Here is a 23,016-nt window from a genome sequence, read left to right as displayed (position 1 = left end):
ATTATAACATAATAAATACGCCATCCTTGCTTATTGACCACACAAACTGTCCTAACTAACCTAACTATTTATTGAACCCTCATATTTGTAGTATTTGTTGCTTCCATATAATTCAATTCCAAAACATCACAAGTATAACGTCTAATTTTATTTAACAAAACAATATTCCCATCCAATTTATTAGTATATGATGGTATCATATCTATAATTTTATTTTTCCAAGAATCACTATTAATTTCACTATTAAACATTGTACTTAAAAGTTCTAATATTATCGAAACTACAGTAGAAGCTCCCGGTGATGCACCAAGAAGTGCTGATAAAGTTCCATCATTCGAACTAACCACTTCTGTTCCAAATTGTAATATACCTCTTTTTTCATGATTCCTTTTAATAATTTGAACACGCTGTCCTGCTCTAACCAAAGTCCAATCTGATGGATTAACTGTCGGATAATACTCTTTAAGTGCATCAATACGTTGCGTATCCGACATCATTAATTGACCAATTAAATATCTCAATAAATCGAAATTATCTATCCCAGCCTGAAATATTGGAATCAAATTATGTTTATTTAAAGAATAAAATAAATCTAACCATGATCCATATTTTAAAAATTTACTACTAAAAGTAGCAAACGGACCAAATAATAAAACCTTATTACCATTTAATATCCTGGTATCTATATGAGGGACCGACATTGGAGGAGTATTGACAGGTGCTTTTCCATATACCTTCGCTAAATGTTGTGCAACTATTTTCTTATTTTTTGTAACTAAGAACTGACCACCTACTGGAAATCCAGCATACCCCCTAACCTCAGGAACACCAGAATTTTGCAAAAGACTAATTGATTTACCTCCAGCTCCTATAAATACATAACTTGCTCGAATGCACTTCTTCTGATTATACCGTCGATCAATTATATGCACATCCCAAGTTGTATCAAAATTATGTCTTATACGATCAACATCATGCTGTAAATATAATTTAAAATTTAAACTTTTTTTCAACTTACTTAGTAATTGTTGAGTAAGTGCTCCAAAATTAATATCCGTACCTATCTCCATACGAGTAGCTGCTATTTTTTGAGATACACTACGTCCATTAATAACAAGAGGAGCCCACTTATGAATTTGCTGAAAATCTTCAGAGTACATCATACCACTAAATAAAATACTATTTTGTAATGCTTGAAAACGTTTTTTCAAAAAAGAAACGTTCTCTTCTCCCCACACAAAACTCATATGTGGCACATTATTAATAAAAGAACTTGGATTATTAAGAACCTTTGTTTGTATTAAATACGCCCAAAACTGACGTGACATTTCAAACGCTTCATTAACAGCAATAGCTTTTGAAATATCAATAGAACAATCTTTACGATTATATTGAGTATAATTAAGTTCACAAAATGCTGCATGACCAGTTCCGGCATTATTCCACACATTAGAACTTTCTCGTGCTGGCTCATCAAGACGTTCATATATATGAATTCTCCAAGTTGGCTCAAGAATCGTTAAAAACATAGCAAAAGTAGTACTCATAATGCCAGCACCAACCAACACTACATCTACAGAAGATTCAATTTTAACCAAATGATGTTGTTTATTATTCACAACTATAATATTACTCATTTTGTATCACTCAATAATACTATCTCACTGTAACAACACCATAATCAATAGATTTATCTACATATTTGTAATACAAATAAAAAATCAACAACAACATATACATTTAAAAAGATAACACTTTTTAATATATCATATCTTAATATTTAAATATATATCAAAACTTTAAATACAATACAAATCAACATCTAACTAAAATCAAAATTACTAAATATAATCTATATACTATAAAATTAGAATTTACTATCAATTGAAAACCTATACACAAATATTTTATATAAAAGTATTCATTGCAACAACACTTAAACAATAACATACGTATAATTTTAATAAAACTTGTAATTATTAATTTTTAAACAATTTATACACTAAACCTTGATAAATCACATAATTCATGATAGAATCGATCCCGTCGAGTACGAGAGAAAGAAAAGAGAGAAAGAAATACCAGAGAGAACAAAATACAACCTATGAAACGTATCATATGATACGTTTCATAGGTTGTATTTTGTTCTTCCTTTCCTCTCCTCTTCTCCGATTGTTCTTTTTCGAATGCATTTGTTCTACTGTTTGTTGTTATGAGTTAACTATGAATTAACTTAACTCCAGTTGTTAGAAGTTATATAGTACATCTATTTGAAAATCTGTATTGTAACGTGATGTTTTCTTTTGATAAAAAAGCTTTAACTTTTGATGATGTGCTCATTGTGCCATCTTATTCGAAAGTGCTTCCTACAGAAACAATTCTAGGTAGTTTGATAACTAATTCTGTTTCTTTAAATATCCCTATTGTGTCTTCAGCTATGGATACAGTAACAGAATCGAGATTAGCTATTGCTCTAGCACAAGAAGGTGGTATAGGTTTTATTCATAAAAATATGTCTTTGGAACAGCAGATTAATGAGGTACGTCGTGTTAAGCGTTACGAAAGCGGGATAGTAGCTCATCCACAGTGTGTTACTCCTGATACAACTTTGTTGAGAGTTAAAGAATTAACTTCTCTTAATGGATTTGCTGGCTACCCTGTTGTGCTAGGTACGAATGAATTAGTAGGAATAATTACAAGTCGTGATGTTAGATTTGTAAGTGATTTGTCCAATTGTGTCGCTTCCGTTATGACTCCTAAAGAGCGTTTAGTCACAGTATTAGAGAAAGAAAATAGAAAAATAGTATTAAGTAAAATGCATGATAAAAGAGTAGAGAAAATTTTATTAATTGATTCTTTATTTCATCTGAAAGGTATGATCACTGCCAAAGATTTTGAAAAAGCAGAACGTAAGCCGTATGCATGTAAAGATGATTATGGACGACTGCGAGTTGGTGCCGCTGTTGGAGCAGGAAGTGATTGTATAGAACGTGTTGTAAGACTGGTTGATGCTGGTTTAGATGTATTATTAGTTGATTCTTCTCATGGACATTCAGATAGGGTTTTAAAATGTATTGCATCCATTAGAAAATTATATCCTGATTTGCCTATTGTAGGTGGGAATGTTGTTACTAAAGATGGTGCTTTAGCACTAGTAAAGTCTGGTGTTAGTGCTGTAAAAGTTGGTGTTGGACCTGGTTCTATTTGTACAACTCGTATTGTTACTGGTGTGGGTATTCCTCAAATTACGGCTATTTCTGATGTAGCAGGAGCATTAAAGAATACAGATGTTCCGATTATTGCAGATGGAGGTATTAGATTTTCTGGAGATATTGCTAAGGCAATAGCTGCTGGTGCGCATTGTGTGATGATTGGATCGCTACTAGCAGGAACAGCAGAATCGCCAGGAGATATAGAATTTTATCAAGGTAGGTCTTTTAAAACTTACCGTGGAATGGGTTCTTTAGGAGCTATGAATCAAGGTTCTGCTGATCGTTATTTTCAACAACAGGAGGATGCTGGTTTTTCTTGTAAGTTGGTTCCAGAAGGTATAGAGGGACGTGTTCCTTATAAAGGTAAATTAGAAACAATTGTGCATCAATTAGTGGGAGGTTTACGTTCTTGTATGGGATTAACTGGTTGTATGACCATTCATGATCTAAGAACACGAGCTAAATTTGTTCGTATAAGCCCTTCTGGTATACAGGAAAGTCATGTACATGATGTAATTATAACAAAAGAATCTCCTAACTATCGTTTAAAATAATTATTTATTTATGTATTATATGTGTAATATATGGGTAATAATTATGACATTTCTTTGATTTAAGATGTATTATTAATCATTAAATATTTAGCTAGATAACGAATAGTTACTTTAAATAATAAAATGGACTATAATATAAGATGTAGTGCTCATCGTATTTTAGTAATAGATTTCGGATCTCAATATACTCAATTATTACTAAGAAGAATCCGTGAGTTGGGCGTATATTCTGAACTTTTTTCTTGGAATATTAGTGAGTCGCAAGTATGTGCATTTAATCCTAATGGCATTATTCTTTCGGGAGGTCCTCATAGTGTTGTTGATCTTCATTTTCCGTGTCTTCCTACATTTGTATTTAAATTGGGTATACCTATATTTGGAATTTGTTATGGTATGCAGCTTATGTCACAACAGTTGGGTGGAACAGTGCAACATTTAACTACTCAGCGTGAGTTTGGTTGTACTAAAATAACACTCATTACTGAAAGTAATCTTACAAATGATATATATGATTATGTTGATAGTGTTACAGATCGGCCGGTGCTGGATGTATGGATGAGTCACGGAGATATAGTTACCACTGTTCCTCAAGATTTTACTATTGTTGGTCTTAATAAATATCATCAAGTTGCTGTTATGGCTAATGAAGATCGGCGTTTATATGGTGTTCAATTTCATCCGGAAGTCACTCATACTAAACAAGGTAAAAATATTTTGGAACGTTTTATTATGTATATTTGTTCTTGTAAATCTTCATGGAAGATAGGTAATATTATTGAGAGTATTATTATGGATATTCGTGTTAAGGTGGGGAATGATAGAGTAGTGCTTGGATTTTCAGGTGGAGTTGATTCTCTTGTCACAGCTTTATTATTGCGACGTGCCATTGGGTGTCGGTTTATTTGTGTTTTTATTGACAATGGGTTATTATTACATCATGAATTTGATCAGATTAAGAATTTTTGTGATAAAAATTATGATTTGGACATTATTTATCTACCAAAAGAACAGATATTCTTAGATTCTTTAATTGGAGTTATTGATCCAGAGGAAAAAAGAAAAGTAATTGGTAGGATTTTTACAGAAATTTTTGAAGAACAAATTCGTAAACTTGTGCCTGTAAAGTGGTTAGTTCAAGGTACTATATATTCGGATGTTATTGAATCTGGTGTTTCTCTATTTTCTTTAAAAAATGTCATTAAGTCGCATCATAATGTGGGTTGTTTTTCAGGTATTATGAATGTTCAGTTACTAGAGCCTATAAGAAATTTATTTAAAGATGAAGTTCGTAATATTGGATTAGAATTAGGATTGCCTCGTAGTATGGTGTATCGTTATCCATTTCCAGGGCCTGGTTTAGCTATTAGAATTTTGGGTGAAGTAAAAAAAGAATATTGTGATATTTTACGTAAGGTAGATTTTATTTTTATTGAGGAACTGAAGCGTGATAATTTGTATTATAAGATTAGTCAGGCTTTTGCAGTTTTTTTACCGATACATTCAGTTGGTATACAAGGGGACCAGCGTAAATATGAATGGGTGGTGTCTTTGCGTGCAGTAGAAACCGTTGATTTTATGACGGCACGTTGGGCTTATTTGTCTTATGATTTTTTAAACAAAGTTTCTAATCGTATTGTTAATGAGGTGGGAGGAATATCGCGCGTAGTATATGATATTTCTTCTAAGCCTCCGGCTACTATTGAGTGGGAATAAATATTTATATTTTAGTATAAGTTTACAAATTTTTAGTAACTTTTATTAGTGTATATTATTGTTGATTTGATAGTTTAAGATATGCATGTATTTCAATAACTAAAGATATTTTATAAGTTTTCATCTACTTATTGTTAATAGAACAATTTAGTATTGTAAGCTAAGCATAGATCCCTTATGATTTATTTTTATCAAATGTATATAATATGCATCTTGAAAAATTTTTTGTTTATATAAATTTATATAGTATATTAGTATGATGTGATATAGTTTATATTACTATAAATAATAGTATATATGTTCAATCGGGCTTGTATGTTGTATAGAGTAAGTAGATATGGTTTTATGATAAAGGTGGTTTTATGTGTAAGTTTTTAATTGTTACAGGCATTTTATATTAAATTTTTAATGAATAATAAATTATCTCAAAATTTGATTGATGGCTGGTTGGGTGCGTTGGAGTTGAATTTTGCTTTACGTGAGGGGCGTAGCGTTCTGACTAAATGTAAACATATTGGTCCGTTTTACGTAAAAAGGAGTTTTTATGTAAAAGATGATAATACTCCACATGTATATTTATTGCATCCTCCTGGCGGGTTAGTTGGAGGAGATAAATTGACATTAGATGTTAAATTGGAATCAGGTAGTGGAGCATTATTGACGACGCCTGGTTCTTCTAAATTTTATCGTAGTAACGGCATTTGCTCCGCTCAGAAGTATACATTTACATTAGAGCGTAATACTTCTTTGGAATGGGTTCCTCAAAGCAGTATTTTCTTCCCTAAAACGAAAGCAAAAATAGATACTACTTTTATTATAGAACAGGAATCTAAAATTATATCGTTTGAAATGTTATGTTTTGTAAATTCATCATTAGGTATTTATGTATATCCAGAAGAAGTAGAGATTTTTTTAAATATTTGTTTATCTAATTCTGTTGGTTTACAGGAAAGACTTCAAATTAATGAGTCGAATTGTATTATGAAATTAGGTGGATTTAAAATAAGTGCTTTGCTTTTTGCTATTCCATCGGATAAAAAAATGTTAGATAAAGTACGTACGCTTATTAGATCAGTTCAATATCTTCAGGTTGGTGGCGCTACACTATTAGATAATATTCTTGTAGTGCGACTATTGGGTAATGATAGTCAATGCTTAAAAAAATTGCTCTGTCATATTTGGTATGTTATACGTCCTTTTATCATTGGAAAAGAGGTTACGATACCTCGTGTTTGGTCAACATGAGTAAATAATTTATATATGAAGCTATTACCTCGTGAAAAAGATAAATTGTTATTGTTTACAGCAGCGTTATTGGCAGAAAGACGTCTTAATCGAGGTTTGAAATTAAATTATCCAGAAGCAATAGCATTGATTAGCTCTGCAATTTTAGAAGGAGCGCGTGAGGGAAAGAATGTTGCTGAATTAATGGACATGGGTAAACATATATTAACCAGAGATGATGTTATGATGGGCGTGCCTGAAATGATTACTGATGTACAAGTGGAAGCTACTTTTTCTGATGGAACCAAATTAGTAACGATACATGATCCGATAATTTAGTAATAATTAAATGAGCGTATTTATTATGATACCAGGTGAACTCTATATTTCCGATGGAGATATAGAGTTAAATGTTGGAAGAAAACGGGTGTTAGTAACTGTTGTTAATTATGGAGATAGGCCTGTACAGATTGGTTCTCATTTTCATTTTTATGAAGTTAATATTGCTTTAAAATTCAATCGAGTTCTTGCTCGTGGTTTTCGTTTAAATATTCCGTCAGGAACGGCGGTGCGTTTTGAACCAGGACAGTCTAGGACTGTAGAACTTGTAAAATATGCAGGAATATGTAAAATTTTTGGATTTTGTAAAGCTATTATGGGTAAAGTGGAATGAACTATGAGTAGTATATTATCCAGACATGAGTATGCTTCTTTATTCGGGCCAACTGTAGGCGATTCTGTGCGATTAGCTGATACCGAATTGTGGATAAAAGTAGAAAAAGATTTTACCGTATATGGAGAAGAAGTAAAATTTGGGGGAGGTAAAGTTATACGAGATGGTATGGGTCAAGGACAAATGAGTAGTAAAGATTGTGTTGATTTAGTATTAACTAATGCAATAATTATTGATTATTGGGGAATAGTAAAAGCGGATATTGGTATAAATAATGGCCGCATCACGGGCATTGGGAAATCAGGAAATCCAGATGTTCAGCCAGATGTAACAATATCCATTGGACCCGGTACAGACGTTATAGCGGCAGAAGGTAAGATAGTTACTGCTGGAGGTATTGACTCTCATATTCATTTTATTTGCCCTCAACAAGTAGAAGAAGGGTTATGTTCTGGAATTACTACATTTATTGGAGGAGGTACTGGGCCGACAACGGGAAGTAATGCCACAACTTGTACTCCAGGTCCTTGGTTTTTATCTCGTATGCTGCAAGTAGCAGATTCCTTACCTATTAATGTTGGTTTTACTGGTAAGGGTAGCGCCTCTGTACCGCAGGCTTTGGAAGAGCAGGTAATTGCTGGGGCTATTGGTTTAAAGGTTCATGAAGATTGGGGAGCAACACCTGCAGCTATCGATTGTTGCTTAAATGTAGCTGATAATTTTGATATTCAAGTTTCTATTCATACTGACAGTTTAAACGAATCAGGATTTGTTGAAGATACTTTATCTGCGATTAAGGGAAGAACGATACATGCCTATCATACTGAGGGAGCAGGTGGTGGACATTCCCCAGATATTATACGCATGTGTGGATTTAATAATGTATTGCCATCATCTACTAATCCTACTATGCCTTATACGGTTAATACAATAGATGAACACTTAGATATGATGATGGTTTGTCATAATCTTAATCCTAATCTTCCTGAAGATATGGCATTTTCAGAATCTAGAATACGTAAAGAAACAATTGCTGCTGAAGATGTTTTACATGATCTTGGAGCTTTGTCTATGATTTCTTCTGATTCTCAAGCCATGGGGCGAGTTGGAGAAGTTATTTTACGTACTTGGCAAACAGCTCATAAAATGAAATTACAAAGAGGTTCTCTATTAGGTGACAACAAATATAATGATAATATTCGTATAAAACGGTATATTTCTAAATATACCATTAATCCAGCCATAACTCATGGTATTTCTCATGAGGTTGGTTCTATTGAAATAGGAAAGTTAGCAGATTTAGTATTGTGGTCTCCTGTTTTTTTTGGAGTCAAACCAGAATTAATAATTAAAGGTGGTATGATTAACTCTGCTATTATGGGAGATCCTAATGCTTCTATTCCTACTCCACAGCCTGTACATTACCGATTAATGTTTGGGGCACATAATAGCGCAAGACATGCAACACGTATGACGTTTATATCTAAAGTTGCTTATCATTCAGAATTAGTAAATCGTTTAAAGTTAGTGAGTTTAATTGGTGAAGCTCATAAGTGTAGAGATATTCAAAAAAAACATATGATCAATAATTCTTGGCAACCAATGATTGAAGTTGATCCTCAGACTTATCAAGTACGTGCAAATGGAGAATTATTAACTTGTGAACCTGCATCTTCGTTACCTATGTCACAACGTTATTTTTTATTTTAGTAAGTACTAACTTAATATAGAGGCACGTATAATAAAGAAGTGTATATGGACTAAATTTAAATATTTAAGATATGAGATGGACACATTTTTAAGATTTATCAGGAAGATATATTATTGTTTCATGTGAACAATAATATGTCAATTTAAATAATATTTATATATAAATAATTTATGAACATATTATTTTGGTAATATTATGTGTGCTGTTCAGTGTGCAAATTCATTGTTATCTTTAATGCAGTTAATCAGTTCTAATTTTCCCTTAGGAGGATTTGCTTATTCACGAGGTTTAGAATGGGCTGTGGAGTGTAATTGGGTAAATTCTGTAGAAACTTTTTCTGAATGGCAGCAACAATGGATTGATGGACCATTAATTCATTTAGAGTGGCCTATGCTTAAACGTTGTTATTATTACACTCAAATTAGAGATGAAGTTAAATTTTCTCAATGTGTATTAAAAATATTATCATGTCGTGATACTCGTGAGTTTAGATTAGAAGAAAACCAACGTGGACGAGCAATGGCAAAATTAATATTGCAATGGTACCCGCTTACTCGTGATGATGGTTGGCTATTGGCTTTAGAGCGTAGTGGTTTGGCATCTATAGCATGGTTAGGGTGTATGTGGAATATTCCTTTAAAAGATTTAGCGTTAGGATACGCATATAATATGTTAGAGTCTTCTATTATGGCAGGATTAAAATTGATACCTTTCGGGCAAAGAGTTGCTCAAAAGTTGTTAAGATACTTAATGGAATATTTTCCCAATGCCTGGAATAGGGCGGATATAGTAATGGATCATGAATTAGGAAGTAGTTTTTTATTGCAATCTATAGCATCTTCTTGTCATGAAACACAATACTCACGATTGTTTCGTTCTTAAAAATACTTGATTTTAATAAAATATCTAATATAGTATTGAACGTTGTATAATTATTAATTTTGATTGAAAGGATGTGTTTTGATACGCAAAAAATATATTCCACCATTTCGTATAGGTGTAGGCGGTCCAGTAGGATCAGGTAAAACTGCATTAATTGAAGTATTATGTAAAAAAATGAAAGCTAATTATCAATTAGCAGTAGTGACCAATGATATTTATACTAAAGAAGATCAACGTATATTGATAAATGCCAATGCTCTATCGGCTGACCGTATTATTGGTGTAGAAACTGGAGGGTGTCCTCATGCTGCTATTCGTGAAGATGCTTCTATGAATTTATTAGCTATAGAAGAATTGACATGTAAATTTAAGAATTTAGATATTATTTTTATTGAAAGTGGTGGGGATAATTTAAGCGCTACGTTTAGTCCTGAATTATCAGATTTAAGTTTATATGTTATTGATGTAGCTGCAGGTGATAAAATACCCCGCAAAGGAGGGCCAGGTATTACACGTTCTGATTTTTTAATAATCAATAAAATTGATTTGGCTGTGTACGTGGGGGCATCCTTAGAAATTATGGCTAGAGATACAAATTATATGAGAAAGGGTTTACCATGGTCTTTTACCAATTTAAAAATAGGTCATGGTGTACAATTGGTTCTTGATTTCATTTTAGAGAAACGGTTATCATTATTAAATTAAAGATATAAAGATATTGTTGCATAATGATAGTTTATACGTTTGAATTTATACTTAATGAACCAATAAATGAAAGTTTTAAAATTTTAATATATAAATAATGTTAGTACACACGTCATTGTTATGTGGGTTTTTGTTGTAAAGTAAAGATATTGCAAAAATTCTTATTATTTATAATTTTATAGGTAAAAATATAAAATTTGTTAAGTTGTTTACTTTTTAATAGAAGTCAATCACAAGTATTGTATCTTTGATGTAAATAAATAATTATATTTTGTTACTTGATAATATGATAGGATTACTTTTATCATTGTTTTTGTTTTTATGATAATTCCAGGCATTGATAGAAGCATATATTAACCTAATAAATAATATCATAAAGCTAATAAATAATACCCATTTAGTAATACGTACTTTTGTTTTCTTTTTTTTCATATAAACGACTAGTATCTTTGTTAAAAGAGTTACAAAGTAATATTATACAATATGATTTTTATAAATTTTTATATAAATATGTATTTTATTCAATAAAAAACTCTTTGTTATAAGCTGTACTATTTTAATATTTAAATTTTCAATTGAAAATTAATAAAAATAATTTTTATTTTAGATTTTAAAACAACTAGTTTATATAAGTTAAAATTAATAAATTATATAAATTTTATTGGTAATTATTTTGTTTTATTTTTTTTAGACAACATTATTTTATACAGTGTATAAAATAAATCATTGCTACTGAAGTTTTATTCAACAATACTAGTATTAGATGTTTATGGTATATTTAATTCAAATTTCATATTTAATATATTAAATATGAAATTTCATTCTTACGGCTCGTCTATACTATAGTTATACATTTACTGCTATATTATATATAAATATAAAAATATTGTTGATGATGAAATATTTTATATTTATGTATAATAATTATTATTTCAAATAATCAATGATATCAATAGATATTATAATATATTGTTTTAAATATTAAAATTTGATTTGTGTTGCGTATGCAGAATCAATGATGTAATCAATTTTATGTAAGCACTTATGTTATCAATCTGATTCTACAGATATCAATTAAATAATATCTTATATTTATTTTAATAAATTTATAAGTGTTATTATAAATGGTAATTAGAAAGTATAATTTTTCAGATTTGAGAATGTACTTTCATGGAGAATAAAATTGATATGAAAATAGTTGAAATTAGACATCCGTTAGTTCAACATAAATTAGGATTAATGCGTATTTGTGACATTAGTACTAAACGTTTTAGAGAGTTATCTGCAGAATTAGGAAGTTTATTAACTTATGTAGCTACTGATGATTTAGAAGTAGAAATAGTAACTATCAAAGGATGGTGTGGATTAGTTAAAATTGCACGTATTAAAGGAAAAAAAATAACAGTAGTTCCAATTTTAAGGGCTGGTTTGGGTATGATGAATGGGGTATTGGAACATCTTCCGAGCGCACGTATCAGTATAATAGGAATTTATCGTAATGAAATTACTCTGGAACCAATTCCATATTTTCATAAATTAGTTTACAACATAAATGAACGTATGGCTATGGTATTAGATCCCATGTTGGCTACTGGCGGATCAATTATTGCTACTGTTGATTTATTAAAAAAATTTGGATGTTATAATATAAAAGTTTTATCAATAGTAGCAGCTCCAGAAGGCATTGAAGCTTTAGAAAAAAAACATCCAGACATTGAATTATATTTAGCGTCTATAGATCAAAAAATTAATAAGTATGGTTACATTATTCCAGGATTTGGAGATGCTGGCGATAAAACATTTGGAACTAAATAATATATAAAATATATATATAAAATTAAAAAATTATTTATATAAAGTATATATAAAATATACTGTATTAATGAATAAAATTCAATATATTATTGATGATATATTTTCATGGTACAGAATTATATCTATTATAATAATTATAATAGATATAGTTTTTAATAATTTTTAAATATTGATGGTATTAATTTTCGTATATCATGCAATTATATTTTATATAGTCATATAATAAATTACATAAAATTATTTACATTTATAGGTTTATAATTTAGGTAACGTAGTATAATTTGATCATGATCAATAGGTTTGAAATGTGTAAATACTTGCTCTATAATTCCAGTAGAATTTATTATAAAACTAATACGATGTATCCCATTATATATTTTCCCCATAAATTTTTTTTCTCCCCATACTCCAAATTTCTTAGTCACTGTGTCATATACATCAGAGAGCAAAGTAAAACGTAACATTTCTTTTTCATAAAATTCCAAAAGTTTTTCTGGTTTATCATTACTGATTCCAATTATTTCTATGTTTAATTTCTTAAATATATCTATATTATCTCTTAATTTACATGCTTGTATGGTACATCCTGGCGTCATAGCTTTAGGATAAAAATAAATAAGAACTTTTTTTCCTATGAAAGAATAAAGATCTACTGAAATACCATATTGATTAGGTAAAATAAAGTGTGGGGCTTTATCTCCGAGTTGTAATAATGCCATAATAATATTCCATTGAAATAATTAATAAATTTATATAAATTAATTACACTTTAATACTACTTTTAGCTCTTGTATAGAAATATAATTAAATTATTTAAAAGGGTTCAATACCATCCATCATATGATGATAGTAATTTAAGAAATAATTTGTTATGGGAATGCTAGAGAACTATTTCTAAATGATTATTTAGTGTTGAATATATCTTTAACGAATAATAATTTACTTAATAATCAAAAATATAATGAAAATAATTTTTAATTCATTTAGAATATTAAACGATGGTAAATGATATGTATATTCATATATATGTGTGCGCTGTAGTACATAACTATAAGAATTATAATATTACTTATTATATGTAAATAAAGTTAAATCTTTTATGTTGGTTTTTTGTTGAGTCAGGTTTCATTAAATATAAAAAATCTTTTATATATTAAGTTTATTGGAGATAATAGTTCATGTTTACTGGAAGTATAGTCGCTTTAATTACCCCAATGGATTTACAAGGTTCTATAGATTGGATAAGTTTAAAAAAACTTGTTGATTATCATGTTATTAGTGGTACATCAGCCATTGTTTCTGTTGGAACAACTGGGGAAATGTCTGGGCTTACACAGGAAGAACATGTTGATGTGGTTATGAAAACTTTAGAGTTTAGTGATGGTAGATTGCCTATTATAGCGGGTACTGGCGCAAATTCAACAGCAGAGGCTATTTCATTAACTAATAAATTTAATAATAGCGATATAGCGGCTTGTTTAAGTGTAACACCTTATTATAATCGTCCTAATCAAGAAGGGTTATTTCAACATTTTAAAGCTATTTCAGAAAGCACAGAATTACCCCAGATATTATATAATGTTCCGTTGCGCACTGGTTGTGATATGATGCCGAGTACTGTTTCTCGTTTATCAAGAATAAAAAATATAATTGGTATTAAAGAGGCGACAGGAAATTTAAATAGGGTAAATCAATTAAAACAGTTAGTTCATGAAGATTTCATTTTATTAAGTGGAGATGACTTAAGTGCATTAGATTTTATGAAACTTGGAGGAGTCGGAGTAATTTCAGTTACCGCTAATGTTGCTGCAAAAGAAATGGCTGATTTATGTAAATTAGCAAATAAAAATGATTTTTTAAATGCACAATATCTTAATCAACGCTTGATGCCCGTGCATAAGGCGTTGTTTATCGATTCTAATCCTATCCCAGTAAAATGGGCTTGTAAGGAATTAGGATTGATTTCATATGATACTTTACGTTTACCTATGACTTATTTGTCGGAGGTATATTGTCATGTATTAAAGAAGGCTTTAATAGATTCAGGACTGTTTGTACTTAATAAATTATAGATAATTATTTTATATAAAGGTTTTAATGTTAAATTTTTTAGAAATTTTATGTGTGATATTGCTATCGGCTTGTTCTTCTGAAATATACCAGGAAAATCGTTGTAAACTTAATGGAAATTTAGAATATTTAAATACTGTATCTTTATTAGAATTAAACTTACCGGAAAATTTAGGTGTTTTATTATCTGTATCATCATATGATAATTATGTTATTCCAAAGATTAGTAATCTTGATACTATTAGCACTCAAAAAATAGGCAAGCAATTAAATATATGTCCTCCAATAGTTTTCCTTACAGAAATAGCACATACATCTTGTTTAATTGATGTTGAAAATTAATTTAATTGTATTAAGATAAGAAATTTTTGTCATTGTGTTTGTAGGTATACGAAAGAATATGCATATTCATTATTGAAGTTAAATCGAAAATAAATGTAATAAATATCATTTGTTACATTTATTTTCGATTTAACAATAAATCTTCTATTATTTTTTGATATATAGAACTAAGTAATTTTAGATCTGCTAAATCAATATATTCATTGATTTTATGGATAGTGTGATTACGTGCTCCTAATTCTATAATTTCTGCTCCCATTTTAGCTATAAAACGTCCATCAGAAGTACCTCCTGTAGTTTCTAAACAAGGTTCAATTTTTTGATAATATTTAATAGCATTGACAACAACATCAGTTAATTTTCCTGGATTACTAAAATAAGGTTCTGCAAAAAGTTTCCAATCAATATTATAAGTCAAAGAATGATGTGAAAGTATCTTATTTATATATTTTTTGATATTTTTAATAGAAGATTTATTATTAAAACGAAAATTAAAATTTAATGTAACTGTGTGAGGTGTCACATTATTATTATTGTTATTATTTGTATAAATATTTGTAATTTGTATAGTAGTAGGAGGGAAGAATCTATTTTTTTCTTGATCCCATGCAGTGTTGTGTAAGAGGTCTGATAATATTGGAATAACTAAATGTATTGGGTTTTTCAAGAATTGGGCATACGCTACGTGTCCTTGTGATCCGTATACTGTTAATGTTCCCGTCAGTGAGCCACGTCTTCCATTTTTTATAATATCTCCTATTGTATGTTGACTGGATGGTTCACCTACTATGCAATAATCTATATGCTCATTGCGTGTCATTAAAGATTCTACAACTTTAGTAGTTCCATTGATTCCAGTTCCTTCTTCATCAGAAGTAATAAGAAACGCAAGTCGGCCTGGATACTTAGGATTTTTATTTATAAAATTATCAGAGGCAATTAACATAGCAGCCAATGCACCTTTCATATCTACCGCTCCTCGTCCGTGCAACACATTATTATGTATTAATCCTGAGAATGGAGGGTAATTCCAGCGTTGTAAGTTGCCAGGAGCTACTACATCAGTATGTCCAAGAAATAACAATGTATGTTGTTCTTTGTCGCCATGATACGCCCAAATATTAAATGTATCATCAAATCGCATGATTTCTATATTAAAATTTAATCGTTGTAAATAATCTATAATTATTTCATGGCAACTATTATGTCTCGGACATACTGACGGCTGTTGAATTAATTTTTGGGCTAATATTTCTAGCTTAGAACAATTCATATTGTATGCTCCTATTTATAATAGTATGGATCAAAAATATTTGAAGTTTAATAATTTCACATATTTGAAGTTATATTTTCAATATACGTAAACATCAGCATGGATAAATATATTTACATCATATTTACTATATAAATTAAAGTCGTAAAATATATTATATATAAAATATGTTATGATTACTTATTTATAAATTTATTTAGTAATTTATATGATTTCTCGATTACATAATCGACAGTAAAGTTAAAAAATTTAAATAGTTGATTTGGTGGAGCTGATTTTCCAAATGTATTCATACCTATTATTTCACCATATAATCCAACATATTTGTACCAATAATCAGTACTACTAGCTTCAATAGCTATTCTATTAATTACTGTACTAGGAAATACATGTTCACGATATGATATATCTTGTTGATCAAATATATGAGTAGAAGGTAAGGAAACAATTCGTACTTTGTATCCTTCATTAGTTAATCGGTAATATGAATGTACAGCTAGTATTATTTCTGATCCAGTAGCAATTATAATTAGTTCAGGTATGCCTTGACAATCTTTAAGAATATATCCTCCTCGAGCAATATTGTTAGTTTGTATAGATGTACGTTCTTGTTGTACAAGATTTTGTCTAGATAACACTAATGCGGTTGGTCCGTGATGTTCAATTGCAGATTTCCAAGCAACTGCTGTTTCTACTTGATCACAGGGGCGCCATACTATTAAATTCGGAGTCATACGTAAATTTGATAATTGTTCTATAGGTTGATGAGTCGGACCGTCTTCTCCTAATCCAATAGAATCATGAGTATAAATCATAATATGATGACTATTCATTAACGCTGCCATACGAACTGCATTACGTGCATATTCAACAAATGTTAAAAACGTAGCAGTATAGGGTAAAAAAGCGCCATAATTAGCAATACCGTTAGCAATGGCAGTCATTCCAAATTCGCGTACACCGTAATGAATATAATTTCCAGCAGCATTTTTCATAATAGAGGAAGATTTAGACCAAGTTGTTAAATTACTGGGTGTTAAATCTGCTGATCCGCCAAAAAGTTCTGGCAGTTTTTTAGAAAAAGATTCAATTGTAATTTGAGAAGCCTGACGTGTAGCAATATTTTTAGGATTCATTTGTAAGTTTTCAATAAATTTTTGTGTTTTTTTGTACCAATCATCAGGTAATTTTCGTTGTATTCGTCTTATTAATTCTTTTGATAAATCAGGATAAATAAATGTGTACTGACTAAATAATTGGTTCCAAGAATCTTCTTTTTCTTGCCCTGCTATTTTAGCGTTCCATAATTTATATATTTTTTTAGGTATAACAAATTGAGGTTCATTCCAATGAAGCATTTTTCGTGTAGCAGCTACTTCTTCTGGTCCTAGCGGGGCTCCGTGTGCACTGTGTGTGCCACTTTTATTTGGTGATCCAAAAGCAATAATAGTATTACATATCAACAATGATGGTTTATTTGGTATGGATTTAGCTTTATCAATTGCAATTTTAATAGAATTTCTATTATGCCCATCTATATTATGTATTACATTCCATCCGTATGATTCAAAGCGCATAGCAGTATCATCTGTGAACCATTCTTTTATATCGCCATCTATAGAAATACCATTATTATCATAGAATACAATTAATTTATTTAGTTTCATAGTTCCAGCTAATGAACAAACTTCATGGGAAATGCCTTCCATTAAGCACCCGTCTCCTAAAAATACATAAGTATAGTGATCAATGACATTAAATTTCATACGATTAAATTGAGCTGCTAGCGTTCGTTCAGCAATCGCTAATCCTACAGCATTAGCCAAGCCTTGTCCTAATGGTCCTGTTGTCACTTCGATCCCATCAGTATGTCCGTATTCTGGATGTCCAGGTGTTTTAGAATTTAATTGTCTGAAATTTTTTATATCTTCTATAGATATAGAATATCCAGTTAAATGTAATACGCTATATAGTAACATTGATCCGTGTCCATTAGACATAACAAATCTATCTCTATTAATCCAATTTGGATTATTTGGATTATGATTTATGTAATCTCTCCATAATACTTCAGCAATATCGGCCATACCCATAGGACAACCAGGGTGCCCAGAATTAGCCTGTTGTATAGCATCTATGCTTAGTATGCGTATAGCATTAGCTAATATTTTATTTGTTAACATAAAGTGTTTTCCTAATATTAAATTTTAATTAAAAGATTATCAAAATACTATTTTTTATAGAGCATTGTTGAGTGTCTTGAATTATTTTGCTGCAATCATGTTATTTTGATTATGTCTTAAAAAGAATGATATAAAAATAGATTCATTAAATATTTTATCTATGATAGGAAATAAAATATTTAGGAATTTGTATATTTAACACTAATACCTTGACAATTTTGGAACAATAATCATGTAATTATGTTTAATTGTAGTTTAAATTTATTTATTTTCATGGTAGTTAACTAATATTGAGATTAATCATATGATAGTCATATTGTTTATAGCAAGAACAATTTTTAATTATTGTTTATGTAATAACATAATTACTAATATCATATTTATTTAATAAATATATTGATAGCATTTATTGTAAATAAGGTCTAAAAATTTATAAATTAAAATATATATTTGGTTTTGATATGTATATGTGGTTGATTAAAAGAGAATAATGATGTCCAATTAAATTGGATATTTTTATTATTTGTAATTTTTATGTTGTTTTAATATCCTTTTAAAAATACTAACAGTATTAATAATAGTGTAAAGTAAATTTTTTATTTTTGTGATATATTTTAATTAATTTATAATATTTTTGTTGTTATTTATTTGGCATAAATGATGTTATTATTCGGTTAATAGATACGCGTTTAGATATGTTATATAACACTTGAGTGTTTATATTCACTATTAATTTTTGATTGTGTAAGTGTATATATTATTTGTTTTAATATTATAGGTCATAATATTTTAAAGTAATATGTACTAAATGTAGTAATATTGATTTTTAAATAATGAATGAATTAACGATAATTGCATTGTATAGATCATCATAATTAATGATATTGGTATATTTTATTTATGTTATAGCTATTGTGAATTATTTAATTAATCAACTACTACTTAGTATAGAGGAGTCATAGTGGAATGATAATAGTAATTGTTTGATCATTATCATTAATTTAATTTATAAAATATAAATGTATTTTATTAGAATTGAATTGATATTTCAAATGATATCAATTATATCTTATATATTTAGAGATTAAGTCTTGCATATTATTTATTAGCTCAATATTTATGCATCTTTGTTATACAAAGATGTTCTTATGTAAATAGTAAAAATTATGATTCTTAATTATCATTAAGAATTGATACAGTTATTACGTTAATAATAATTATATATTGTTCTAGTTAGAATAACGTTGTCATATTAAATTAAAAGAGTGATCAATTCTTGAGATCGGATAGAAGAGTAAATTTAGGTTGTGTATATTAATTATCATAATAAATGAGATGGTGAATGTGAGATGAATAGAATAAAAGATGTAATTTATGTTTGATATTAAATAATTGATTGTAATTTTTTTTGAATAATAATTACATATATTATTTAATGAATAAATATTATTAATGTTTAGATAATTTTTAATTAGATTTTAAAACAGGTGTTTTATTTTAAAACGATTTATATAAAGTATGTAAAATTATCCATTATGAATGAATCTTTATAAAAGATAGATAAGCGTATTTAAATTCTTTATTCTAATGAATAAAATGTTTTATTTGAATTTTAATTTATATATAATTGTTTTATATTTTTGATTCTTTTAATAATATAATTTTTTATCTTTATGTAGAATCATTTTAATTATTGTAGTACTCTATTTTAAAATATGTAAAATATTAATTTTTTATTAATTAATAAATTATTAATTATAAATTAATTTCATATCATACAAATATTACTTTGTATACTAGTAATTGGTTAATAAATTTTTATGTAAATATATATTTACATACGATCCATTTCACAATTATATGCATAATATATCATATTCTCTAGAATAAAGAAACTCTATTTTAGTAATCGTGTTTATATTTGGATATATATGATTATTACACGTATTTTTTTTAAAACAATCAGAATAATGGTGTTTTTATATTGTATTTTTTATGCTGCAGTTTTTGGAACCGTTTTATTAAATAGTTCGTATGATGTATCTAGAGAATTGTTTTTAGAGATTAATTCTAATTTTATCAAATATTGGAAAGATAAAAATCCTGAAGAAACATTAATTATTCGTCAGTCTCACGCAGGATCTACCAGACAAGCTATGGCTATATTACAAGGATTACGCGCAGATGTAGTCACTTATAATCAGGTAATAGATGTACAAATTTTACACGATCGTGGAAAATTAATTCCTGAAGATTGGCAAAATCGATTCCCTAATCATAGTTCACCATTTTATTCAACTATGGCTTTTTTAGTAAGACAAGGAAATCCAAAAGGAATTTATAATTGGTATGATTTAACTAATAAGGGGATGAAAATAGTATTTCCTAATCCTAAAACTTCTGGAAATGGACGTTATACTTATTTAGCGGCTTGGAATGTATTTTTTAAAAACAGTAATGAAGATATAGAACAAACTCGATTTTGGATGCGAAAATTTTTACAAAATGTAGTAGTATTTGATACTGGAGGACGTGCTGCTACTTCTACTTTTGTTGATCGCAATCAGGGAGATGTATTAATTAATTTCGAATCTGAAGCAAAATTGATACAGAAGAAACATGGATCGAATAACTATGATATTGTGATACCTAATCCTAATATTTTAGTGGAATTTCCAGTGACTTGGATAGATAGGAACGTTATTCGAAATAAAACCAAACATGTGGCACAAGCTTATTTAAATTATTTGTATACTCCTCCAGCTCAAAAGATTATTGCTAAGTTTGGGTATCGTACAAATATGGGTATTGTTCAAATAAATCAGAATAAATCGTTTGAGAGCCAATTATTTAGGATAGAGGATCAGTATGATAATTGGAATATTCTTATGGAGACGCATTTTAAGCGTGGCGGTGAATTAGATAAATTATTAGCAACAGGATATCGTTGATGTTATTTTTTTCAGTTAAATATGTATTACCTGGGTTTGGTATAGCTTTTGGCAGTAGTTTATTATTTGTTTGCTTGATTTTATTATTACCTTTAAGTGCATTAATAATGCAGTTATCTCAAATGAATTTTTCTCAATATTGGGATATAATTACAGATCCAGCATTATTGGTATCTTATAAAATTACCCTGGTATCTGCTGGATCAGCAACATTATTTAATGCTATATTTGGCATGTTAGTATCATGGGTAATAACTAGATATCAATTTCCTGGTAAAAAATTTTTGGATGCATTAATAGATTTGCCTTTTGCTTTACCTACTGCAGTAGCAGGATTAACTTTAGCAACATTATTTTCGACATCGGGTTGGTATGGCAGTTGGTTATCTCGAGTAGGTATTACAGTATCATATACATGGATAGGAATATCTATTGCTATGATTTTTACAAGTATTCCATTTGTAGTACGTACGGTACAGCCAGTATTAGAAGAGTGTTCTGAAGAATATGAAGAAGTAGCAGAGACTCTTGGAGCTGATCATTGGCAGATTTTTTATAATATAATTTTTCCAGAATTAGCACCAGCTTGGCTGTCTGGAGTAGTGTTATCTTTTATCCGAAGCTTAGGTGAATTTGGTGCAGTTATTTTTATTGCTGGAAATATTGCATGGAAGAATGAGGTGATATCCTTAATTATTTTTATTCGTTTACAAGAATTTGATTATCCAGCAGCTAGCGCTATTGCTTCTGTAATCTTAATGGTTTCTTTATTATTATTATTTTTTACTAATATGTTTCAATTACGAATAAATCGGAGGTTTAAAGGATCTTAGTGATACACATATTTAATAATTATCTCAATAAAAATAATGATTGTGTCGATCGTATTACATTGAACCAATGGTTTTTAATTAGTTTAACTATGTTTATATCAACAGTATTATTGTTAGTACCTGTAATTGTGATTTTTGTATCTGCTTTTTCAGAAGGACTAAAAGTAGTCAGAACAAATTTAATTGATAAGGATATGGTGCATGCAATTTTTTTAACGATTGTTGTAGTGTTATTTACTGTACCTATCAATATATTTTTTGGAGTGTTGATATCTTGGTTAGTCACTCGTTTTAAATTTTATGGAAGGCAATTTTTATTAGTTTTTTTAAATATACCTATCGCTGTTTCTCCAGTAATTGCTGGATTGTTATATTTATTACTTTATACAAATAATAATATAATAGGAAATTGGTTAGATTCTAATAATATACAAATAATATTTACATGGTTAGGAATAGTATTAGTTACTATTTTTGTAACTTGTCCTTTCGTAGTACATGAGCTTGTTCCGGTGATGGTAAATAGAGGAAGACAAGAAGATGAGGCAGCAGTACTTCTTGGAGCTTCTGGTTGGATGATGTTTCGTTATGTTACTTTTCCAAATATACGCTGGGCTTTATTATATGGTGCTATTTTGACTAATGCTCGTGCCATTGGTGAATTTGGCGCGGTATCCATAGTATCAGGTTTGATACGTGGCGAAACATACACCTTATCATTATATGTAGAATTATTATACCAAGATTATAATACTGTTGGTGCATTTATTGCTGCATCATTATTAGCGTCTGTTTCAATTATTATGTTATTTATAAAAAATTATTTGCAAAGTCATTTGAAACATATGAATTAATATTTGCGGTAGAGAATAAGA

The 23,016-nt window shown here is 29.1% G+C and carries 19 protein-coding genes; 14 read left to right on the top strand and 5 right to left on the bottom strand.

The annotated features are described in order from the left end of the window. Nucleotides 1–68: 68 nt before the first annotated feature. Complete coding sequence (gene mqo / locus Bsans602_RS02745; RefSeq protein ID WP_500836996.1) at nucleotides 69–1,637, bottom strand: malate dehydrogenase (quinone); 1,569 nt, start codon at nucleotides 1,635–1,637, stop codon at nucleotides 69–71. A gap of 656 nt (nucleotides 1,638–2,293) precedes the next feature. Between mqo and guaB the strand changes: the two genes are divergently transcribed. The 8 genes from guaB (at nucleotide 2,294) to ureG (ending at nucleotide 10,674) form a co-directional block, all read left to right on the top strand. Continuing rightward, complete coding sequence (guaB, locus tag Bsans602_RS02740) at nucleotides 2,294–3,766, top strand: IMP dehydrogenase (protein WP_500836995.1); 1,473 nt, start codon at nucleotides 2,294–2,296, stop codon at nucleotides 3,764–3,766. Nucleotides 3,767–3,889: 123 nt separating this feature from the next. After that, nucleotides 3,890–5,479 carry a glutamine-hydrolyzing GMP synthase gene (gene guaA / locus Bsans602_RS02735; protein ID WP_500836994.1) on the top strand — a complete coding sequence of 530 codons (1,590 nt, stop codon included), beginning with the start codon at nucleotides 3,890–3,892 and terminating at the stop codon, nucleotides 5,477–5,479. A gap of 408 nt (nucleotides 5,480–5,887) precedes the next feature. Beyond that, complete coding sequence (locus Bsans602_RS02730; RefSeq protein WP_500836993.1) at nucleotides 5,888–6,724, top strand: urease accessory protein UreD; 837 nt, start codon at nucleotides 5,888–5,890, stop codon at nucleotides 6,722–6,724. Nucleotides 6,725–6,739: 15 nt separating this feature from the next. Next, on the top strand, nucleotides 6,740–7,042 hold the full coding sequence (locus Bsans602_RS02725) for an urease subunit gamma (RefSeq protein WP_500836992.1): 303 nt from the start codon (nucleotides 6,740–6,742) through the stop codon (nucleotides 7,040–7,042). 25 nt (nucleotides 7,043–7,067) lie between these two features. Continuing rightward, nucleotides 7,068–7,376, top strand: a complete 309-nt coding sequence (locus tag Bsans602_RS02720) for an urease subunit beta (RefSeq protein ID WP_500836991.1) — start codon at nucleotides 7,068–7,070, stop codon at nucleotides 7,374–7,376. Nucleotides 7,377–7,379: 3 nt separating this feature from the next. After that, nucleotides 7,380–9,086: an urease subunit alpha gene (ureC, locus tag Bsans602_RS02715; protein ID WP_500836990.1), complete on the top strand. Its 1,707-nt coding sequence runs from the start codon at nucleotides 7,380–7,382 to the stop codon at nucleotides 9,084–9,086. 196 nt (nucleotides 9,087–9,282) lie between these two features. After that, nucleotides 9,283–9,969 (top strand): urease accessory protein UreF, encoded by a 687-nt coding sequence (locus Bsans602_RS02710; RefSeq protein ID WP_500836989.1) that lies wholly within the window; start codon nucleotides 9,283–9,285, stop codon nucleotides 9,967–9,969. 78 nt (nucleotides 9,970–10,047) lie between these two features. After that, nucleotides 10,048–10,674 (top strand): urease accessory protein UreG, encoded by a 627-nt coding sequence (gene ureG / locus Bsans602_RS02705; protein WP_500836988.1) that lies wholly within the window; start codon nucleotides 10,048–10,050, stop codon nucleotides 10,672–10,674. 264 nt (nucleotides 10,675–10,938) lie between these two features. Here the strand turns inward: ureG and Bsans602_RS02700 are convergent, their stop codons facing one another. Then, nucleotides 10,939–11,106, bottom strand: a complete 168-nt coding sequence (locus tag Bsans602_RS02700; RefSeq protein ID WP_500836987.1) for a DUF2633 family protein — start codon at nucleotides 11,104–11,106, stop codon at nucleotides 10,939–10,941. 756 nt (nucleotides 11,107–11,862) lie between these two features. On the opposite strand from Bsans602_RS02700, the gene upp reads away from it, so the two are divergent. After that, nucleotides 11,863–12,489 (top strand): uracil phosphoribosyltransferase, encoded by a 627-nt coding sequence (gene upp / locus Bsans602_RS02695; RefSeq protein ID WP_500837397.1) that lies wholly within the window; start codon nucleotides 11,863–11,865, stop codon nucleotides 12,487–12,489. Between the two features lie 227 nt (nucleotides 12,490–12,716). Here upp and bcp read toward each other — a convergent pair whose 3' ends face one another. Next, nucleotides 12,717–13,208 (bottom strand): thioredoxin-dependent thiol peroxidase, encoded by a 492-nt coding sequence (gene bcp, locus Bsans602_RS02690; protein WP_500836986.1) that lies wholly within the window; start codon nucleotides 13,206–13,208, stop codon nucleotides 12,717–12,719. A gap of 459 nt (nucleotides 13,209–13,667) precedes the next feature. Here bcp and dapA point away from each other — a divergent pair, with 459 nt between their 5' ends. Further along, nucleotides 13,668–14,561, top strand: a complete 894-nt coding sequence (gene dapA, locus Bsans602_RS02685; RefSeq protein ID WP_500836985.1) for a 4-hydroxy-tetrahydrodipicolinate synthase — start codon at nucleotides 13,668–13,670, stop codon at nucleotides 14,559–14,561. A 52-nt stretch (nucleotides 14,562–14,613) separates the two neighbouring features. Further along, on the top strand, nucleotides 14,614–14,901 hold the full coding sequence (locus Bsans602_RS02680; protein WP_500836984.1) for a hypothetical protein: 288 nt from the start codon (nucleotides 14,614–14,616) through the stop codon (nucleotides 14,899–14,901). A gap of 118 nt (nucleotides 14,902–15,019) precedes the next feature. Here the strand turns inward: Bsans602_RS02680 and dapE are convergent, their stop codons facing one another. Further along, nucleotides 15,020–16,174 (bottom strand): succinyl-diaminopimelate desuccinylase, encoded by a 1,155-nt coding sequence (dapE, locus tag Bsans602_RS02675; RefSeq protein WP_500836983.1) that lies wholly within the window; start codon nucleotides 16,172–16,174, stop codon nucleotides 15,020–15,022. A 176-nt stretch (nucleotides 16,175–16,350) separates the two neighbouring features. Then, entirely contained in the window at nucleotides 16,351–18,357 is a 2,007-nt protein-coding gene (gene tkt, locus Bsans602_RS02670; RefSeq protein WP_500836982.1) for a transketolase, read from the bottom strand. 1,931 nt (nucleotides 18,358–20,288) lie between these two features. On the opposite strand from tkt, the gene cysP reads away from it, so the two are divergent. From cysP to Bsans602_RS02655, 3 genes are read left to right on the top strand one after another with little or no spacing between them, the layout of a single operon-like run. Continuing rightward, complete coding sequence (gene cysP / locus Bsans602_RS02665) at nucleotides 20,289–21,308, top strand: thiosulfate ABC transporter substrate-binding protein CysP (protein WP_500836981.1); 1,020 nt, start codon at nucleotides 20,289–20,291, stop codon at nucleotides 21,306–21,308. Then, on the top strand, nucleotides 21,308–22,141 hold the full coding sequence (gene cysT / locus Bsans602_RS02660) for a sulfate/thiosulfate ABC transporter permease CysT (RefSeq protein WP_500836980.1): 834 nt from the start codon (nucleotides 21,308–21,310) through the stop codon (nucleotides 22,139–22,141). Before cysP ends, cysT begins: the two co-directional genes overlap by 1 nt. Next, a complete protein-coding gene (locus Bsans602_RS02655) occupies nucleotides 22,141–22,995 on the top strand; it encodes a sulfate ABC transporter permease (RefSeq protein WP_500836979.1) in 855 nt (284 codons plus the stop codon). The genes cysT and Bsans602_RS02655 overlap by 1 nt, the downstream gene beginning before the upstream one ends. Nucleotides 22,996–23,016 lie beyond the last annotated feature (21 nt).

Source organism: Candidatus Blochmannia sansabeanus (nom. nud.) (assembly GCF_059935345.1).
Note: the sequence above shows the minus strand (reverse complement) of the source record. Positions and strands in the feature narration are given on the sequence as shown.